The organism is Desulfurispirillum indicum S5 (assembly GCF_000177635.2).
Classification (GTDB): Bacteria; Chrysiogenota; Chrysiogenetes; order Chrysiogenales; family Chrysiogenaceae; genus Desulfurispirillum; species Desulfurispirillum indicum.
The window spans coordinates 2,518,515-2,534,645 of record NC_014836.1 but is presented as its reverse complement, the minus strand read 5'-3'; the positions used below and the strand labels follow the sequence as shown (position 1 = coordinate 2,534,645).

The 16,131-nt window shown below is 57.7% G+C and carries 13 protein-coding genes and 1 riboswitch; of the genes, 7 read left to right on the top strand and 6 right to left on the bottom strand.

Annotated elements, in window-relative coordinates; translation table 11 throughout:
- The first annotated feature begins 103 nt into the window (after positions 1-103).
- Positions 104-941 (top strand): IS5 family transposase gene (locus SELIN_RS14890; RefSeq protein WP_156788073.1). Its coding sequence is split into 2 segments (ribosomal slippage): positions 104-508 and positions 510-941, totalling 837 coding nucleotides; the frame shifts between segments, so codons are not numbered across the junction.
- Between the two features lie 96 nt (positions 942-1,037).
- Here the strand turns inward: SELIN_RS14890 and SELIN_RS11865 are convergent.
- The 6 genes from SELIN_RS11865 to SELIN_RS11835 all read right to left on the bottom strand — a co-directional run bounded on the left by SELIN_RS11865 (position 1,038) and on the right by SELIN_RS11835 (position 9,926).
- Complete coding sequence (locus SELIN_RS11865; RefSeq protein ID WP_013506889.1) at positions 1,038-3,671, bottom strand: PKD domain-containing protein; 2,634 nt, start codon at positions 3,669-3,671, stop codon at positions 1,038-1,040.
- A 74-nt stretch (positions 3,672-3,745) separates the two neighbouring features.
- Positions 3,746-6,553 (bottom strand): TonB-dependent receptor, encoded by a 2,808-nt coding sequence (locus tag SELIN_RS11860; RefSeq protein ID WP_013506888.1) that lies wholly within the window; start codon positions 6,551-6,553, stop codon positions 3,746-3,748.
- A gap of 12 nt (positions 6,554-6,565) precedes the next feature.
- Positions 6,566-7,403 (bottom strand): IS5 family transposase gene (locus SELIN_RS14885; RefSeq protein ID WP_013506402.1). Its coding sequence is split into 2 segments (ribosomal slippage): positions 6,566-6,997 and positions 6,999-7,403, totalling 837 coding nucleotides; the frame shifts between segments, so codons are not numbered across the junction.
- Positions 7,404-7,671: 268 nt separating this feature from the next.
- A complete protein-coding gene (locus SELIN_RS11845; RefSeq protein WP_013506887.1) occupies positions 7,672-8,655 on the bottom strand; it encodes a FecR family protein in 984 nt (327 codons plus the stop codon).
- Positions 8,652-9,167, bottom strand: coding sequence for an RNA polymerase sigma factor (locus tag SELIN_RS11840; protein WP_013506886.1), 516 nt, complete (start codon positions 9,165-9,167; stop codon positions 8,652-8,654). Before SELIN_RS11840 ends, SELIN_RS11845 begins: the two co-directional genes overlap by 4 nt.
- Positions 9,168-9,428: 261 nt before the next feature.
- Positions 9,429-9,926, bottom strand: a complete 498-nt coding sequence (locus tag SELIN_RS11835; protein WP_013506885.1) for a bacterioferritin — start codon at positions 9,924-9,926, stop codon at positions 9,429-9,431.
- Between the two features lie 98 nt (positions 9,927-10,024).
- Positions 10,025-10,217: riboswitch (cobalamin riboswitch) on the top strand.
- 180 nt (positions 10,218-10,397) lie between these two features.
- Between SELIN_RS11835 and SELIN_RS11830 the strand changes: the two genes are divergently transcribed.
- The 6 genes from SELIN_RS11830 to SELIN_RS14875 all read left to right on the top strand — a co-directional run bounded on the left by SELIN_RS11830 (position 10,398) and on the right by SELIN_RS14875 (position 16,115).
- Positions 10,398-12,464 (top strand): ribonucleoside triphosphate reductase, encoded by a 2,067-nt coding sequence (locus tag SELIN_RS11830; RefSeq protein ID WP_013506884.1) that lies wholly within the window; start codon positions 10,398-10,400, stop codon positions 12,462-12,464.
- Entirely contained in the window at positions 12,461-12,634 is a 174-nt protein-coding gene (gene nrdD / locus SELIN_RS15155) for an anaerobic ribonucleoside-triphosphate reductase (RefSeq protein WP_013506883.1), read from the top strand. The genes SELIN_RS11830 and nrdD overlap by 4 nt, the downstream gene beginning before the upstream one ends.
- The gene (locus tag SELIN_RS14225) at positions 12,631-13,341 is read left to right on the top strand and encodes an anaerobic ribonucleoside-triphosphate reductase activating protein (RefSeq protein WP_013506882.1); all 711 of its coding nucleotides are present in this window, start codon (positions 12,631-12,633) and stop codon (positions 13,339-13,341) included. Before nrdD ends, SELIN_RS14225 begins: the two co-directional genes overlap by 4 nt.
- A gap of 827 nt (positions 13,342-14,168) precedes the next feature.
- A complete protein-coding gene (locus SELIN_RS15550) occupies positions 14,169-14,297 on the top strand; it encodes a type II toxin-antitoxin system RelE/ParE family toxin (protein WP_083806045.1) in 129 nt (42 codons plus the stop codon).
- On the top strand, positions 14,290-14,580 hold the full coding sequence (locus SELIN_RS11815; protein ID WP_013506881.1) for a helix-turn-helix domain-containing protein: 291 nt from the start codon (positions 14,290-14,292) through the stop codon (positions 14,578-14,580). The genes SELIN_RS15550 and SELIN_RS11815 overlap by 8 nt, the downstream gene beginning before the upstream one ends.
- 697 nt (positions 14,581-15,277) lie before the next feature.
- A protein-coding gene (locus tag SELIN_RS14875; RefSeq protein ID WP_013506402.1) for an IS5 family transposase occupies positions 15,278-16,115 on the top strand; the annotation gives its coding sequence in 2 pieces (ribosomal slippage) (positions 15,278-15,682 and positions 15,684-16,115; 837 coding nt in all).
- Positions 16,116-16,131 lie beyond the last annotated feature (16 nt).

The following is a 16,131-nucleotide window of genomic DNA, read 5'->3' as shown; positions in this document are numbered from 1 at the left end:
TGAAATGCGTTGTAGATTTAGAGCTTGTCCATAAATAATCATTGACCATTATGATGGTTTGCTATAGAATGATTCAGCAAGAGATCATTCATGGCGGTGATTTATGTCTAAAGTGCAATCATGGGAAGTCTCAGATGCTTTCTGGCAAAGAGTTGAGCCTTTGCTGCCAATCCAGCAAAGAGATCCTGACAAGACCTACAAACGCAAGCCTGGTGGCGGACGGAAGCGACTTGACCCCAGAATGGCGTTTTCCGGCATTGTCTATGTGCTGAGCACCGGTTGCCAGTGGAAAGCCATACCCAAGGAGCAGTTCGGTTGCGGCAGTGCAGTGCACAAGTACTTCATTGAGTGGAGTAAGGCCGGTGTATTCGAAGCCATTTGGCGTCAAGGGCTGGCTGAGTATGACGAGATGGAGGGAATTGCCTGGGAGTGGCAAAGCATAGATGGCGGAATGTACAAAGCACCAATGGCTCTTGAAACCGTAGGGAAGAACCCGACGGATCGGGGAAAAAAACGGGAGCAAGCGTCATGTCCTGGTGGACGGTCGTGGCGTCCCGTTGTCCATCGTCGTAACCGGAGCGAACCGGCATGATGTGAGCCAGCTTGAAGCTGTTCTTGATGGCGTAGTCTTCGAGAAGCCTGCAGAGCAGGAGCAGCATCTTTGCGCAGATTGTGGCTACAAGGGAAAGCAGGCGCTCAGCAGCATTCTTCAGCGCGGATACATACCCCATGTAAAGCAGCGAAAAGAAGAGATCGAGGACAAGAAGCGTGACCCATCAAAGAAGGCGAGGCGCTGGATAGTGGAAGCATCTATTTCCTGGTTCAACCGTTTCAGGAAGATTCATGTGCGCTTTGAGAAGCTTGAGGTCACTCACTACGGATTGACGTGTCTCGCGGCGGCCATAATCACATACAGGAAAATCGGCGTAATTTATGGATAAGCCCTTATTTTTCACCACCACGCACCCCGGGGGAATCGGTTGAACCGATTCCCCCGGGGCTTTTTTTGGAGGCTCTATTGAGGATGAAGGAAGGCGTTACTGTGCGGGGATGGTGAATATCTGATCACGATAGAAGCCACTGTGGTTTTCCGTGGCGACTTCGGGGATTTCGAAGCTCCACGTCATGCGGTACCGCTCCTGGCTCGCTGCGGGGGCAGGAAGCTTGGGTACCCAGATACTGAAGACGACGGTTTCCCCGGCGTTGATGACGGTGGGCAGGTCGCGGAATTCCGGTGTGAAGGTTTCTGATCCTGCAAAGTCCCTTTCATAGGCGAATCCTATACGTTTTTCCACAAAGGCTTCGGCATTCTGGATGCTGTAGCTGCCACCAATGGCGGTGAGTTTGTAGTACTGCGCCACTCCGCCCTGATCGGCAAATTCCGCATAAGTACTGCCTTCAGCAAAAGAGGGGTTGGAAATACGGAAGGGGGGGTAGTGGATGTTGGTCAGATCGCTGCCATCGGCGGAGCCCCTTCTGTAATTGGTGTCGTAGAGGAACCCGAGCTGCAGGGCCTGGAAGTCGTCGGGGAAGTCCAGCACGCGCACGGTGAGGGTTGCCGGGTCGCTGAGGTCGGTGCCATCGCTGGCCTGCAGGGTGAAGTGGTAGTCGCCGGGCACGGTAATGCCCGCCTGGCCTCTGCCACGGCCTATGTCCGCGGAGGCCCTTGGCGTTGTGTTAAAGCCTCCCGAGGTAAAGGCTCCGGTGTAGGAGGGCTGGAAGCTGCTGCCGGCGGGCTGCTGCAGTGTGATGTCGTAAAACAGGGGGTCGCCGTCGGGGTCGTAGGCGGTGACTCTTACGGTGAAGTTGTCGGCGCAGTGGTATTGTAAGGTCCCTGGATTCGCCCAGCGACAGCGATCGACAATGGAGCCCAGCTGGTAGGTGTAGATTCCGGTGGTCGCATCATAGTCGATACCATAATTGTCAAAGGTGCTCTCTTTGTTTTCATGACCATTGCTGATGTCGACGTCGTTGAATCTCGCATAGGGCGGGTAGTTGGTCAGCTTGGCGTTGACGGTGGCGGTGGAGGGGGTGTAGTTGCCATGGGCCGGGCGGCTGGAGGCACCGTCGTTGTCGGTGACGATCAGCTCGGCGGTGTAGGGGCCGGGCAGGTCGGGCACAAAGCTGGTGCGGGCGGCATTGGGGGTGTTCAGGACGGCATTGCTTCCCGGTGGGGTATAGACCCACTGCCACTGGTACTGCAGGCCGGTGGTGCCGTCCTGGGGGTCGCTGCTGCCGCTGCCGTCAAACCAGGCTTCGGCACCTACCAGTACGGCTGCAATATCAGCGTTGGCGACGGCACTTGGGCGGGTGTTGGCACCGGTGCGCACGTGGATGGTCTGTTCGACGGGGTCGCTGTCGACGGTGCCGTCGTTGACGCTCAGGCGGATGGTGTAATATCCCTCGATGGGAACATACTCGTCACCCACTAGGGGTGCGGCTATGAAGGAAACGTTGGCACTGCGCGTGTTCAGCCACTCCTGGGTGTAGTGGGTGGTGTCTTTAAAGTCCTCGGGCACTTCGACCCACTCCCACTTATGGGTCAGCGCATCGCCGTCGTTGTCGTAGGAGCCGGAGTAGAAGTAGGCGTATCCCCAGGCGGTGATTTCGGCTTCCCCCACGCTGCCGCCAAGACCGATGGGATAGTGGTCATAGATAACGGCGACGGGCGGGGTATTGGGATGGCCGTCGGGCTTGGTGACCGTGATGGTGGCGACTTGCGCGGCGCTCAGGGCGGTGCCGTCAAAGACTTCCAGCTGCACATTATACGTGCCCACCACGTCGGGGGTGAAGGTGACGGTGACGCCGTCGCGGCTGTCCAGTTCGGCGGAGGAGCCCCTGGGTTTTCTGTCTGCAAGGCTCATGGACACCGACGTATTGTGCAGCAGCGTCCAGTGGTAGCTGAGGGTGTCGCCATCGGCGTCGGAACTGCCGCTGCCGTCCAGGGTGACGGTCTCACCCAGCTCGATTTCATAGGGGCCGCCAGCGTCAGCGACGGGCACGGCGTTGGCCCTGGAAGCATTGATGATGACCTGCAGGGGCTTGCTGCTCTGATCGCCGAAGTGCACCTGCAGGGTTGCGATATAGATGCCTTCGCTGGTGGGGCTGAATCCGGGGGCGGCGCTGGTGGGGTCGTTGAGCTCGTCGGTGCTGCCATCGGGGGGGTTGAGGGTCCACGCGTAGGTGAGTCCGGCGGGGTCTTCGCCAGTGGGGGGAACGCTGCGACTGCCGTCAAGGACGACCCAGGAGTCGACCAAGCGGTTGAGCAGGGTCGTAGCCACGGCCACCGGCTGGGTATTGGTGGCGGTAATGGTGATCTGGCTTGGCTGACTGATGGCGATATCCTGATTGACTACCCGCAGCTGCACTTCGTAGGTGCCGGGCAGATCGGCCACGAAGGTGGGGTTGCTTGCCGATGAGTCGGAAAATTCCGCCAGGCTGAGTTCCGGTTTACTGACAAAGGCCCACTGATAGCTCAGGCTGCCGCCATTGGGCGAACTGCTGGTGGAGCCATCCAGCTGCACGGTGCTGCCCATCTGGACGGTTTCCTGCAGGGCCGTGGCAACGGCGGTGGGTATGGGAGTGGTTTTGTCTTTACCGTCACTGCCGCAGGCGGCCAGCACCAGCAGCAGGCACAGCAGTATGAAGGTGGGGAACAAAGAGCGCTTCATGGTGTTTTCCTTTTTGTCTTGGCGTTTGGGGTTTGCGAAATATGGCAACGGATGACATCAGGTTCAGCAGCCTGCTAGAAGTGCAGGGTCATGCTCAGGCGCGCGGTGCGGCCAGGTGCCGGCACCAGGCCCAGGCTGAGGGCGTCCAGGTAGTATTCGTCGGTGAGGTTGTCGATATTGAAATCCAGTGTCAGCCAGTCGTTGGGCTGGTAGCTGACAAAGAGATCCCACAGGGTGTACTCGTGCCAGGGTATGGGTTTGGTGAATCCGTTGCTGGTGTCGTCGTGAAATTCGGCCATGGTGCGTTGGCCCATGAAGGTACCCCGTGTGCCCAGCTCCAGCTTCCGGGAGAGCAGCCGGACGCCGAGGATGGCGCTGGCGTGCCACTGGGGCGGGATCATATTGTTGATGTAGGAGTTGGAGATGCCGTAATCGGTGCAGTCGTAACGGCGCAGGCTGCCGTGGTGGCACATTTCTATATGGGTGTATTTGGTGCCGGCCAGCTCGGTGAACAGCCAGCCCAGGTCGTAATCCATATTCAGCTCAACACCATGGAAGCTGGCGCTGTCGATATTGCGCATGCGGAAGAAATCCATGGAGTTGGTACTTGACTCCTCCCAGAAATTGATGGAGGTACGGGTGAGGTAATCTTTGGTGTAATTGCGGAAATAGGCCAGTTTCAGGCGAAAGGTGTCGCTGGTGGTGAGCATCCCCTCGCGCAGGACATTGAGCCCGACTTCGCGGTTCTTGGCGTGCTCCGGCTTGAGTTCAGTATCCATGTTGGGGTTGACGGAAAATCCCTGGGTGGTCTCGAACAGACTGGGCATGCGCATGGCTTCGGCATAGCGGGCATACAGCTGGATATCGGCTCTGGGCTCCCAGGTGAGGCTGACAATGGGCGTGGTTCCCGAGCTGCTGCTTTCATAGTACACCGGGTCACAGGTACCGTCGCCGGAGCTGTCTACACACAGGCTGCTGGTGCTGCTCACCTCCGCAGCCTTGCGGTCTTCGGTGGAAAAACGCGTGTGGCGCATGCCGCCATCCAGTATGACATTTGGGTGCATGTACCACTGCACGGCGGTGAAGGCACTCAGCTCTTCGCGCAGGCCATCGCGGGAGAAATCATCGCCCATCTGCGCGCTCTTGCTGGTGGGGCTCAGGTCTTCGTGCTGCAGGGAGATTCCGTAGGCCACAACGGGCTGACCGTAACTCCAGAAGTGCATGGTGTTGGAGAGATCGGCGCCGCGACGCTGGTAGCGCTCGGCGGAAGCGGAGCCCATTTCCGTGGCGCTGTTGTTGGAGAAGTCGCCTTCAAGGTAGTAAAAAATATTCTGGCTGCGGGTATCGGTCTGCCACAGGCTGACGAGTATGTCGGCCCAGTCGAGCTCGGCGGGTTGCCAGCGGTAGCGGGCGTTGTAGGTCTCTGCCAGTACGGTGGAGCTGTTGGTCTGGCGTACGGTTCCGAACCACATCAACTGGGAGGGCATGAGTTCGCCGTAGGTGCTGTCGTAGCGCAGGTAGCTCAACTCCAGGCTCTGATCGGCGGGCAGGTGGAACTGGCCCTTGAGCAGCAGGGATTCACTGGCGTAGTTGCTGTTGACGATGCGCTCCTCGGCGCGAAAGCGGGAAGCTCCTTCACGCTTGGGGCGCACTTCGGTGTAAAAGGCCAGTTTGCGCTGATCGGACAGATCCATGTACGGTGCCGGGCCGTGCTTGCCGGCATAGTAGTTCCCCTGGCTGCGCTCGGCGTAGGCGGCCAGGAGGCTGCCCCAGTCAAAGCGCCGGGCCAGGGCGATGCTGCCGGCGTGGCTTTTGGGGGAAAACAGGTCGGGGCGATCCATGCCTTCGACGGGGGCAAAGCTGTCGGGCAGGGCGTAGGAGCGCCCGGTGAAATGCTGCTGTTCGCAGATATCCGGGCGGGCGCAGTCGATACGATAGACGCCGTCATCGTTGATTGCGCCCAGGTGGTAGCCGGCCGGTGTCCCCGCTGCAGGTACCGATCCCGAATTATTGCCCATGAGCGATCCGCGCAGGCGAATGCCCCACTCCTTGCCGGGCTTGATGATGTCGCCGGCTTCAATGGTGCGCATGCTGACGGTTCCGCCGGTGGCTCCGGTACCTTCCGCGCTCGTGACCGGGCCCTTGTCGATGCGGATGCCGCCGACCAGGTCGGGGTCCACGTAGCTGCGGCTGGAGACGCCGGCATAGCCGCGATAGACGGTGGTTTCCTGGCGCGCGCCGTCGATGAGCACCGGAACGCGACCCTGCCCCTGCATGCCGCGAATATTCACGTCCAGTCCGCCACTGTTGCGGTTTTCACCAATGAGTACACCGGGAGTTCCCTGAAAGATGTCGCCCACGGAGGTGCCGCGAAAGCGTTCGATATCCCTCTGGGTGATGATATTGACCGAGGCGGGAGCGCGAAAGGTGGCGTCGTCTTCGCGGGTACCGCGCACGGTTACGGGAGCCAGGACGACCTGTTCCCGTTCTGTGGGGCGCAACCCCACCGGAAGCGGGACTCCCTGCAGCTCCTGAAGCTCTGTGACTGGCGTCACGGAAAGCTCCATGTCAGCTGTCCTGTGAGGGGTCAGTGTGATGAGGTTGTTGCCGTTGAGGTGCCACTGGAGTCCGGTTCCTTCCAGCAGTTGCTCCAGAGCCTGGTCACTGCGCCACTGCCCCTGCACTCCCGGCGACTGATGATCCTGGACGATGCGATCGTCCACCAGGACATCAATGCCGGTGGCAAGGGAGAACTGCAGGAGGGCGCCGCCCAGTGGCTGGGCGGCTATGGAGAAGCTGTGGAAGGAGGCGAGGTTGGCAGCGGGAGCGGGTATGGCGTTCAGGAAAAGCGCCAGAGCGACAAGCGCGCAGGCGCGTACCATGAGGCTAAGAACTTATCCATAAATTACGCCGATTTTCCTGTATGTGATTATGGCTGCCGCAAGACACGTCAACCCGTAGTGAGTGACCTCAAGCTTCTCAAAGCGCACATGAATCTTCCTGAAACGGTTGAACCAGGAAATAGATGCTTCCACTATCCAGCGCCTCGCCTTCTTTGATGGGTCACGCTTCTTGTCCTCGATCTCTTCTTTTCGCTGCTTTACATGGGGTATGTATCCGCGCTGAAGAATGCTGCTGAGCGCCTGCTTTCCCTTGTAGCCACAATCTGCGCAAAGATGCTGCTCCTGCTCTGCAGGCTTCTCGAAGACTACGCCATCAAGAACAGCTTCAAGCTGGCTCACATCATGCCGGTTCGCTCCGGTTACGACGATGGACAACGGGACGCCACGACCGTCCACCAGGACATGACGCTTGCTCCCGTTTTTTTCCCCGATCCGTCGGGTTCTTCCCTACGGTTTCAAGAGCCATTGGTGCTTTGTACATTCCGCCATCTATGCTTTGCCACTCCCAGGCAATTCCCTCCATCTCGTCATACTCAGCCAGCCCTTGACGCCAAATAGCTTCGAATACACCGGCCTTACTCCACTCAATGAAGTACTTGTGCACGGCACTGGCGCAACCAAACTGCTCCTTGGGTATGGCTTTCCACTGGCAACCGGTGCGCAGCACATAGACAATGCCGGAAAACGCCATTCTGGGGTCAAGTCGCTTCCGTCCGCCACCAGGCTTGCGTTTGTAGGTCTTGTCAGGATCTCTTTGCTGGATTGGCAGCAAAGGCTCAACTCTTTGCCAGAAAGCATCTGAGACTTCCCATGATTGCACTTTAGACATAAATCACCGCCATGAATGATCTCTCACTGAATCATTCTATAGCAAACTATCATAATGGTCAATAATTATTTATGGACAAGCTCTAAGTCGGGGCATGCGGTGTTTTCTCCTCTTTTCTGGTTATCGATCCCTCTACCAGGTAAGACGGAAAACCATGCAAAATGTACGGGCCGGTGAAAACATTTTTTGCATAATCTTTAAAAATTCAACGAAGCTAATGCTTATGGCGAGGGTGAGCCCCTGTTGTTTCGTGCGGTTGCGGCATCAGTCAGTTGGCGGATATGCGGATGAAAAAATGGGTGTAGCGGCTCATGCGCACGGGAAAGCTGTTGACGATGCTGTGCAGGGCTGCTTCGGGGTCGCTGGCGCTGAATATTCCGGTTACCGGGATGGCGGCCACGTCCGGGTCGACGCTGAAGCGGGCGCTGTGGTAGCGCTCCAGGTCGCGCAGGACTTCACCCAGCGGGGTGTTCTGGTAGAGCAGGCGCTTCTGGCGCCACAGGCCGATGCTGTTGACATCCACGTCGGGCAGGCGCTGGAGACGGCTGGTGTCGTAGTGCAGTACCTGGCCGGGGTTCAGGGTTACCTGGTGCCCCAGGGTGTCAACTTCCACCTGGCCGCTGGCCACGGCGACCCTGGCGCCAGCGGGCTCAAGGCGCAGGTTGAAGCTGGTGCCCAGCACGCGGACTTCGCCTGCGGCGGCTTTTACCCGGAAAGGAGTTGTGTCGGGGGCAACGTCAAAGAACCCTTCGCCATGGCGCAGGGTTACCTGGCGCTGGTGGTTTTCCATCTGGACGCTGATGGCCGAAGCGGCCCCCAGGGAGATGCGGGAGCCGTCTGCCAGGGTAATCTGGCGCAGCTCACCGGCACGGGTGCAGTAGTCTGCGCCCAGGCAGTGCAGACCGGGAGAGTGGTGCAGGCTGATACTTGTGATGCCTGCGACCACCAGAAGGACGGCGGCGGCGGTGGCCAGGGTGGACCAGGCGCGTTGCCGGAGTGCCCGGTGGCGAAAGGTGGTGCTGGCCCGGCGCGGGGCCAGGTCCTCCATGCCGTGCCAGATGCGCTGTATTTTCCGCCAGGATTGGGCGTGGATGGGGTTCTGGTCCATCCACGCGGACCAGGCGCGGCGGTCGGTTTCGCTGGCCTGGTCGTCCTGCAGGCGTACAAGCCAGGCGATGGCCTGCTCGTCTGGACTCTGTTTCTGGGGTGATGAAAGGTCCGGGGTGAAGGAGGTCTCCGGGTGCTGGCTCATGATTTCTCCTGTTGCGTGGCGTACTCATCCAGGCGTCTGGTGCAGTGGGTGAGGGCGCGGGCCATATGTTCCATGATAGTGCTGCGCGTGATGCCAAGCTGTTGTCCGATTTCGCTGTAACTCAACCCTTCCAGGCGCTTGAGCCGGAAGACCTCCCTGGCCCTGGGGGGCAGTTCCGCGATGGCATCCATGAGGATTGCCAGCTCTTCACGGGACAAAGCGGTGTCTTCGGCTGAGGGAGCCCGGCCCATGGCACTTTCCAGTTCTTCGGGGCTGATATCCTCCACGGGCATGTGGCTCGCGGATCGATAGTAGTCGATCAGTACATTGTGGGCAACTTTCAGCAGGTACGCTTTGGGATTGAGCAGGGAGATGGAGCTGCGCAGCAGGCGCAGGAAGGTTTCCTGGGTCAGGTCTGCCGCTGTTCCGGAAGAGGATACGCGGCTGGAGAAATAGCGCAGGATATCCTTGTGGTGGTTGCGGTAGATGTCGTGGGGATTCTGATCTGACATGGATGCCCTCTTCCAGTCGCTCTTCCGGGTGCGTCGCGTTCACGCTGCTTCACCTTCTGGTGAGTGTGGAGGCACGGGCGATCATGTTAGTTTACGCAAACTTTCTAGCGCTTTTTTCGATCCTCTGTCAAGGGTATTCGGGCATTTCAGCAGGAAAGTGCTGTGGGTGAGGCTGTCGCAGGGGTGAAGGGGTGCCGTGGCCAGCAAAAGAAACAGGGAGCGCCGGCTGACGCTCCCTGGATATACATGTTCTGAGGGGTTTTACTCTGCGGGCTGTCCGGCGCTGCGGCTCTTGCTGCGCTCAATGGACTGCAGGGCCAGGTAGTTTTCGCCAAAACGCTTGAGGTTGTCGATTTCGTTGTCATACTGGTCGTAGTGACGCTCTTCATCCATGACCAGATCCTCGAAGAGTTTCTTGGAGACCGAGTCGGCGTTGGTGCCGCACTCGTTGGCCCAGCGGTTATAGTCCATGGCGCTCTGCTCTTCCATTTTGGCAGCCATTTCCAGCATTTTATTCACGTCCTGTTCTGGAATAACGTTGGAGCCGGCTTTCATTTCCACGTCGCCACCCAGGAAGAGGATGCGCTCGGCCAGACGCTCCACGTGGATCATCTCTTCGATGGCGGTGCGCTTGAAGAGCCCGGCCAGCAGGTCGTAGCCCTGGTCGTCACAGTGAAAGTGGAAATACATATACTGGTGGAGCGCGGCGATTTCTTCAGATACGGCCTTGTTCAGCAGAGCTATACTTTTTTCATGCATGGAATGCCTCCTGATATTCGAGATGGATAAAAAAATACGAGTCCGATGGGCAGATACTACTCCAGAAACCCGTGGCAATCAAGGGAAGCCGGGGGTGGGAAATCTTCCGTTGACATGGTCGCAGAGGCAGGGCACTATATCGATCCGGGATTCAGGGAAGTGCGGTGAAAATCCGTCGCTGCCCCCGCAACTGTAAGCCGGACAAGGCTCCATGCGCCACTGTGACAACACGGGAAGGCGGAGCTGAGGATGATGGCGAGCCAGGATACCTGCCCCGAGAACACACAGCGGAGGGATGTTCCTATGGAAGTTCTGTCTTCACGTTCCCGTCTTTTGTAGCCAGCGCTCTGCGGCCCACGTACCCATTTCTTTCATCACATGCGTACCCCTGCCACTGCCTGCCCGGATATTTGCCGGGATGATGTGCCGTCTTCGCGGACGGACAGTGGCGGAAGCCACGGAGCCTGAACTATGATCACTACTGTCATGAAGCGCGATGGTCGTTTTGTCCCCTTCGACCAGGAGCGCATCGCCACTGCCATCTTCAAGGCCGCCCGTTCGGTGGGCGGCAGCGACCGTAACATTGCCTCGGCCCTCTCCCTGCAGGTGCTGCGCGCCCTGGTGGACCAGTACGGCCAGTACGGTTCCTGCACCGTAGAGCAGGTGCAGGACTGCGTGGAAAAGGTTCTCATCGAGGGTGGCCACGCCAAAACCGCCAAAGCCTATATCATCTACCGCCACCAGCGCGCCGACATGCGGGCCATGACCGAAAGCTTCGAAGGTCTGGAGAGCATCGTGGAATCCTACCTGGGCGGCAGCGACTGGCGGGTCAACGAAAACAGCAACACCACCTATGCGCTGCAGGGGCTCAACAACTACATCTCTTCCACCATCACCGCCCGCTACTGGCTCAATAAGATCTATCCGCGCCAGGTGCAGGAAGCCCACTCCCGTGGCGACTTTCACATTCACGATCTGGGGCTGCTGGCGGTGTACTGCTGCGGCTGGGATCTGAAGGATCTGCTGGTGCGCGGCTTTCGCGGCGTGGCCGACAAGGTGGAGAGCAAGCCGGCCAAACACCTGCGCTCGGCCCTGGGTCAGGTGGTCAACTTCTTCTACACCCTGCAGGGGGAAGCCGCGGGGGCCCAGGCCTTTGCCAATTTCGATACCTGCCTGGCACCCTTTATCGCCTATGACCAGCTGACCTACCCCGAAGTGAAGCAGGCCATGCAGGAGTTCGTCTTCAACCTGAATATCCCCACCCGCGTGGGATTTCAGACGCCCTTCACCAACCTGACCATGGACCTGTACGTCCCCTCCACCCACCGCGACGAGCCGGTCATCATAGGCGGAAAGCCCCAGGAACGCACCTACGGGGAATTTCAGGAAGAGATGTTCATGCTCAACCAGGCCTTCATGGAAGTGATGATGGAAGGCGACGCCAAAGGGCGCGTCTTCACCTTCCCCATTCCCACCTACAACGTCAGCCGCGACTTCGACTGGCAGCACCCCATGGTGGGCAGGCTGATGGAGACTACCGCCAAGTACGGCATCCCCTACTTTGCCAACTTCGTCAACAGCGACATGAGCCCCGACGACGCGCGCAGCATGTGCTGTCGCCTGCGTCTGGACAATCGGGAACTGCACAAGCGCGGTGGCGGACTCTTTGGCGCCAATCCCCTGACCGGCTCCATTGGCGTGGTAACCATCAACCTGCCCCGCATCGCCCACAGCGTGGACAGCGAAACGGCCTTCTTTGAGCGGCTGGCCGAGCTGATGGAGCTGGCCCGCGACAGCCTCAAAATCAAACGCAAGGCCCTGGAGCGCCTGACGGAAAACGGCCTCTACCCCTATTCCCGCTTTTACCTGCAGGATATTCATCAGCGCTTTGGCGAGTACTGGCGAAACCACTTCAACACCATCGGCATCATCGGCATGAACGAAGCGCTGCTGAACTTTATCGGCGTGGATATCACCCATCCCGAAGGGCTGGAATTTTCCCGTCGCGTCATGGAATTCATGCGGGAGCGCCTGGGACAGTTCCAGCTGGAGGAAGACGTGCTCTACAACCTGGAGGCCACCCCCGCCGAAGGCACCTCGTTCCGCCTGGCCCGCAAGGACCGCCAGACCCTTCCCGGCATCATCACCTCCGGTACTGAAGAGCGCCCCTACTACACCAACTCCACCCAGATACCGGTGGAGAAAACCCGCGACCTCTTTGCCGCCCTGGACCATCAGGATCAGCTGCAGCCCCTCTACACCGGGGGGACCGTCTTCCACATCTTCCTGGGCGAAGCCGTGGAGGACGGCACCACCGTGGGCAAACTGCTGGACACCATCACCCGGCGCTACCACCTGCCCTACATCACCATCACACCGACATTTTCCATCTGCCCTGTTCACGGCTACCTCAAGGGCGAGCACACCCACTGCCCCCACTGCGCCCAGGAACAGCGGCAGGAAATTCAGACCCGGATTACCGAACTCAAAGGCCAGGACGGCCTGCACGAAATCAATCTGACAGGAGCACACTCATGAGCCAGCGCGAAGCACAGATTCAGCAACTGGAAGAACAGCTTGCCAGCGTCAAAGGAACCCCCTGCGACATCTACAGCCGTGTCGTGGGCTACCACAGCCCCACCAACCACTGGAACGAAGGCAAAAAAGAGGAATTCGGCAAGCGGGAGACCTTTGCGGTCAACCCATGAGCCACACGCCCACCCTGGTGGCCGATTTCACCCCCGTCAGTCTGCTGGACTTTCCCGGTGAAATCGCCACCACCGTCTTCACCCACGGCTGCAACCTGCGCTGCCGCTACTGCCACAATCCCGCACTCGTCCTGGGACAGCCCGGAAGGAGCCGCCAGGACCAGCTGCTGGAATACATTGACCGGCACCAGATCGGGGCCGTCGCCATCACCGGCGGCGAGCCCCTTTTTCAGCGGGAACTTGAAACCCTGCTGCAACAGCTGCGCAGCCGGAAAATCCGGATCAAACTCGACACCAACGGCACCCTGCCCCATCGCCTGAAACAGGTGCTGGAACAGGAACTGGTGGACTTTGTGGCCGTAGACGTCAAAGCCTTTAATGATGCCGACATGGCCCACATCACCCGCACCTGCACCAGCATACAGCCCCTGCTGACCAGCCTGGCCCATCTGTGCAGCGCCAGCATCCCCTTTGAACTGCGCCACACCCTCTGGAAACTGCCCGAACCCGAAGAACTGCGCGCCCTGGCCGCCCACTGCGGCAGCGCTCCCCTGGCCCTGCAGTTTCTGCGCGACCGCGCCCCCATGCTGGATAAACGCTTTCGCTCTCCCCTGTCGGCCACCGATTTCACCACCGCGCACCAGCGCTTCGCGCAGATGTTTTCCCGCGTGATAACACGGGGAGAAAACACGGAAGCCACGAAATAAAGAGGGGAAAATATGCCTCGCGCTAAGCCGCCAGGCTCGCCAAGGAAAGGCAGGGGGAGCTTTACCGCGAATGGACGCGAATAAACGCGAATAGATGCAGGGAGCTGTGAAGGCAGGTTTCTCGCGGAGCACGCAGAGGCGCGGGGAAAAGGCAAAGAGAGATTGAACCACGGAAAACACGGAGGGCACGGAAAAAGAGGGAAAGACATATCTCTCGCCAAGCCGCCAGGCTCGCCAAGGAAAGGCAGGGTTTACCGCGAATGGCCGCGAATAAACGCGAATAGATGTAGGGCGGATAAGCGAACGCGCATCCGCCAGTTGGGATAATATGTCTCACACAAAGTCCACCAAGGCACAGAGAAAGGCACAGTCTCATGCAAAGCTGCGGAGGGAAAGCATAGCAGCATTCTTTTACCGCAGACAAAGGCAGGAAAGGGCAAGCAAGTGAAAACGTAATGCGCTATTATAATGAGGCTAGATCAGGATTAATTGCACTCTTATAAACGGTCGAGCAGCAATAGACGAAAAGGACACCCACTTTGCGCTGTGCGCCCCTTGTCTTCCTTGGCGGGCTTTGCGACTTGAGTGAGCGCAGCAAACGCGTGAGGAACCGTCTTTTTGTATTTGCCGTTATCTGCGCTCATCTGCGTAATCTGCGGACAATATGCCTTTCTTCTTCAGCGGTTACGTTTTTATGCCTCGTTGTCTTTGCGCATCTGTGTCATCCGTGTTCATCCGTGGTTACAAGTCTCCCCTCTCCCATATTCGCGTATATTCGTGTCCATTCGTGGTAAACTCTCACTTAGCTCTCCCGGCGACCCCTTGACTTGCGAATCAAAAAAGGTACGCTCTTTTCAATCGTCCTTTTGCATGGTTTCATCAAGAAGACACAGAAGGCCCCAAGAAATGATATCGACCTAGCCAGAAAGCGCCAGAAGGAGGTATGTGGTGAGTAAACGAAATTCTCATATAGGCAGCGACTTTGATGATTTCCTTACGGAAGAGGGTATTCTTCAGGAAGTGGAACTGGTGGCTGTGAAACGAATTATTGCTCATCAGATAGAGCAGGAGCTGCGGGATAAGAAAGTGACCAAAAAGGTTATGGCGGAGAAGATGCACACCAGCCGTGCTTCGCTGAATCGTCTGCTTGACCCGGAGAATCTTGGAATCACGCTGCAAACCCTTGGCAAGGCGGCAAATGCTCTGGGAATGAGGTTGCACGTCAGTCTGGAGAAATAACCCCATGCAGACCCGACGCCCCCGCGAACTAAGGACACCCACTGTACGCTGTGCGCCCCTGCCTTCCTTGGCGGGCTTTGCAACCCCGGTGAGCGTAGCGAACGGGCGAGAGATTTGCTTCACTCTTCTGGATTCGCGTTTATTCGTGTTCATCCGTGGTTTCAGCTGGCTGTTACCCTCCATCGGAAAACACGGAAGGCACGGAAAAAGAGAGAAAGACATACCTCTCGCCAAGCTCGCAAAGGCACCAAGGAAAGGCAGGAGGATTAACTGCGGAGCGGATTGGGGTACATGAGCCGATCTGAACGCAGAGCGTTTAAACGAGCTGCTCCAGGAATAAAATCACGCATCTGTCAATTCCATGGAGGTCAATGGTATTCCTGTAACATTTATTCTGATATCATACAGACTGAAGCAACTGGCGCGGCAATGCAACGCATCAGGAAGACGGTCTTTCCAATTGTGGATTTGACGGAAATACTGGCCCGGATAAAAGCCTGACAGGAAAGCATATTTTCATGAAAGAGTTACAGGATGCACAGTCAGGCGGGCATTTTTATCCGTCATTTTGTACGGTTTTTGAGAAAGTGCATAGCGTCACTTTTGACGCCTAAGAGCTTGTCCATAAATAATTATTGACCATTATGATAGTTTGCTATAGAATGATTCAGTGAGAGATCATTCATGGCGGTGATTTATGTCTAAAGTGCAATCATGGGAAGTCTCAGATGCTTTCTGGCAAAGAGTTGAGCCTTTGCTGCCAATCCAGCAAAGAGATCCTGACAAGACCTACAAACGCAAGCCTGGTGGCGGACGGAAGCGACTTGACCCCAGAATGGCGTTTTCCGGCATTGTCTATGTGCTGCGCACCGGTTGCCAGTGGAAAGCCATACCCAAGGAGCAGTTTGGTTGCGCCAGTGCCGTGCACAAGTACTTCATTGAGTGGAGTAAGGCCGGTGTATTCGAAGCTATTTGGCGTCAAGGGCTGGCTGAGTATGACGAGATGGAGGGAATTGCCTGGGAGTGGCAAAGCATAGATGGCGGAATGTACAAAGCACCAATGGCTCTTGAAACCGTAGGGAAGAACCCGACGGATCGGGGAAAAAAACGGGAGCAAGCGTCATGTCCTGGTGGACGGTCGTGGCGTCCCGTTGTCCATCGTCGTAACCGGAGCGAACCGGCATGATGTGAGCCAGCTTGAAGCTGTTCTTGATGGCGTAGTCTTCGAGAAGCCTGCAGAGCAGGAGCAGCATCTTTGCGCAGATTGTGGCTACAAGGGAAAGCAGGCGCTCAGCAGCATTCTTCAGCGCGGATACATACCCCATGTAAAGCAGCGAAAAGAAGAGATCGAGGACAAGAAGCGTGACCCATCAAAGAAGGCGAGGCGCTGGATAGTGGAAGCATCTATTTCCTGGTTCAACCGTTTCAGGAAGATTCATGTGCGCTTTGAGAAGCTTGAGGTCACTCACTACGGGTTGACGTGTCTTGCGGCAGCCATAATCACATACAGGAAAATCGGCGTAATTTATGGATAAGTTCTAAATATAGTTA

What these genes read in the sequence shown, in the direction of transcription:
- SELIN_RS11865 (WP_013506889.1), bottom strand. Translation starts at nt 3,671, where the DNA reads ATGAAGCGCTCTTTGTTCCCCACCTTCATACTGCTGTGCCTGCTGCTG.
- SELIN_RS11860 (WP_013506888.1), bottom strand. Translation starts at nt 6,553, where the DNA reads ATGGTACGCGCCTGCGCGCTTGTCGCTCTGGCGCTTTTCCTGAACGCC.
- SELIN_RS11845 (WP_013506887.1), bottom strand. Translation starts at nt 8,655, where the DNA reads ATGAGCCAGCACCCGGAGACCTCCTTCACCCCGGACCTTTCATCACCC.
- SELIN_RS11840 (WP_013506886.1), bottom strand. Translation starts at nt 9,167, where the DNA reads ATGTCAGATCAGAATCCCCACGACATCTACCGCAACCACCACAAGGAT.
- SELIN_RS11835 (WP_013506885.1), bottom strand. Translation starts at nt 9,926, where the DNA reads ATGCATGAAAAAAGTATAGCTCTGCTGAACAAGGCCGTATCTGAAGAA.
- SELIN_RS11830 (WP_013506884.1), top strand. Translation starts at nt 10,398, where the DNA reads ATGATCACTACTGTCATGAAGCGCGATGGTCGTTTTGTCCCCTTCGAC.
- nrdD (WP_013506883.1), top strand. Translation starts at nt 12,461, where the DNA reads ATGAGCCAGCGCGAAGCACAGATTCAGCAACTGGAAGAACAGCTTGCC.
- SELIN_RS14225 (WP_013506882.1), top strand. Translation starts at nt 12,631, where the DNA reads ATGAGCCACACGCCCACCCTGGTGGCCGATTTCACCCCCGTCAGTCTG.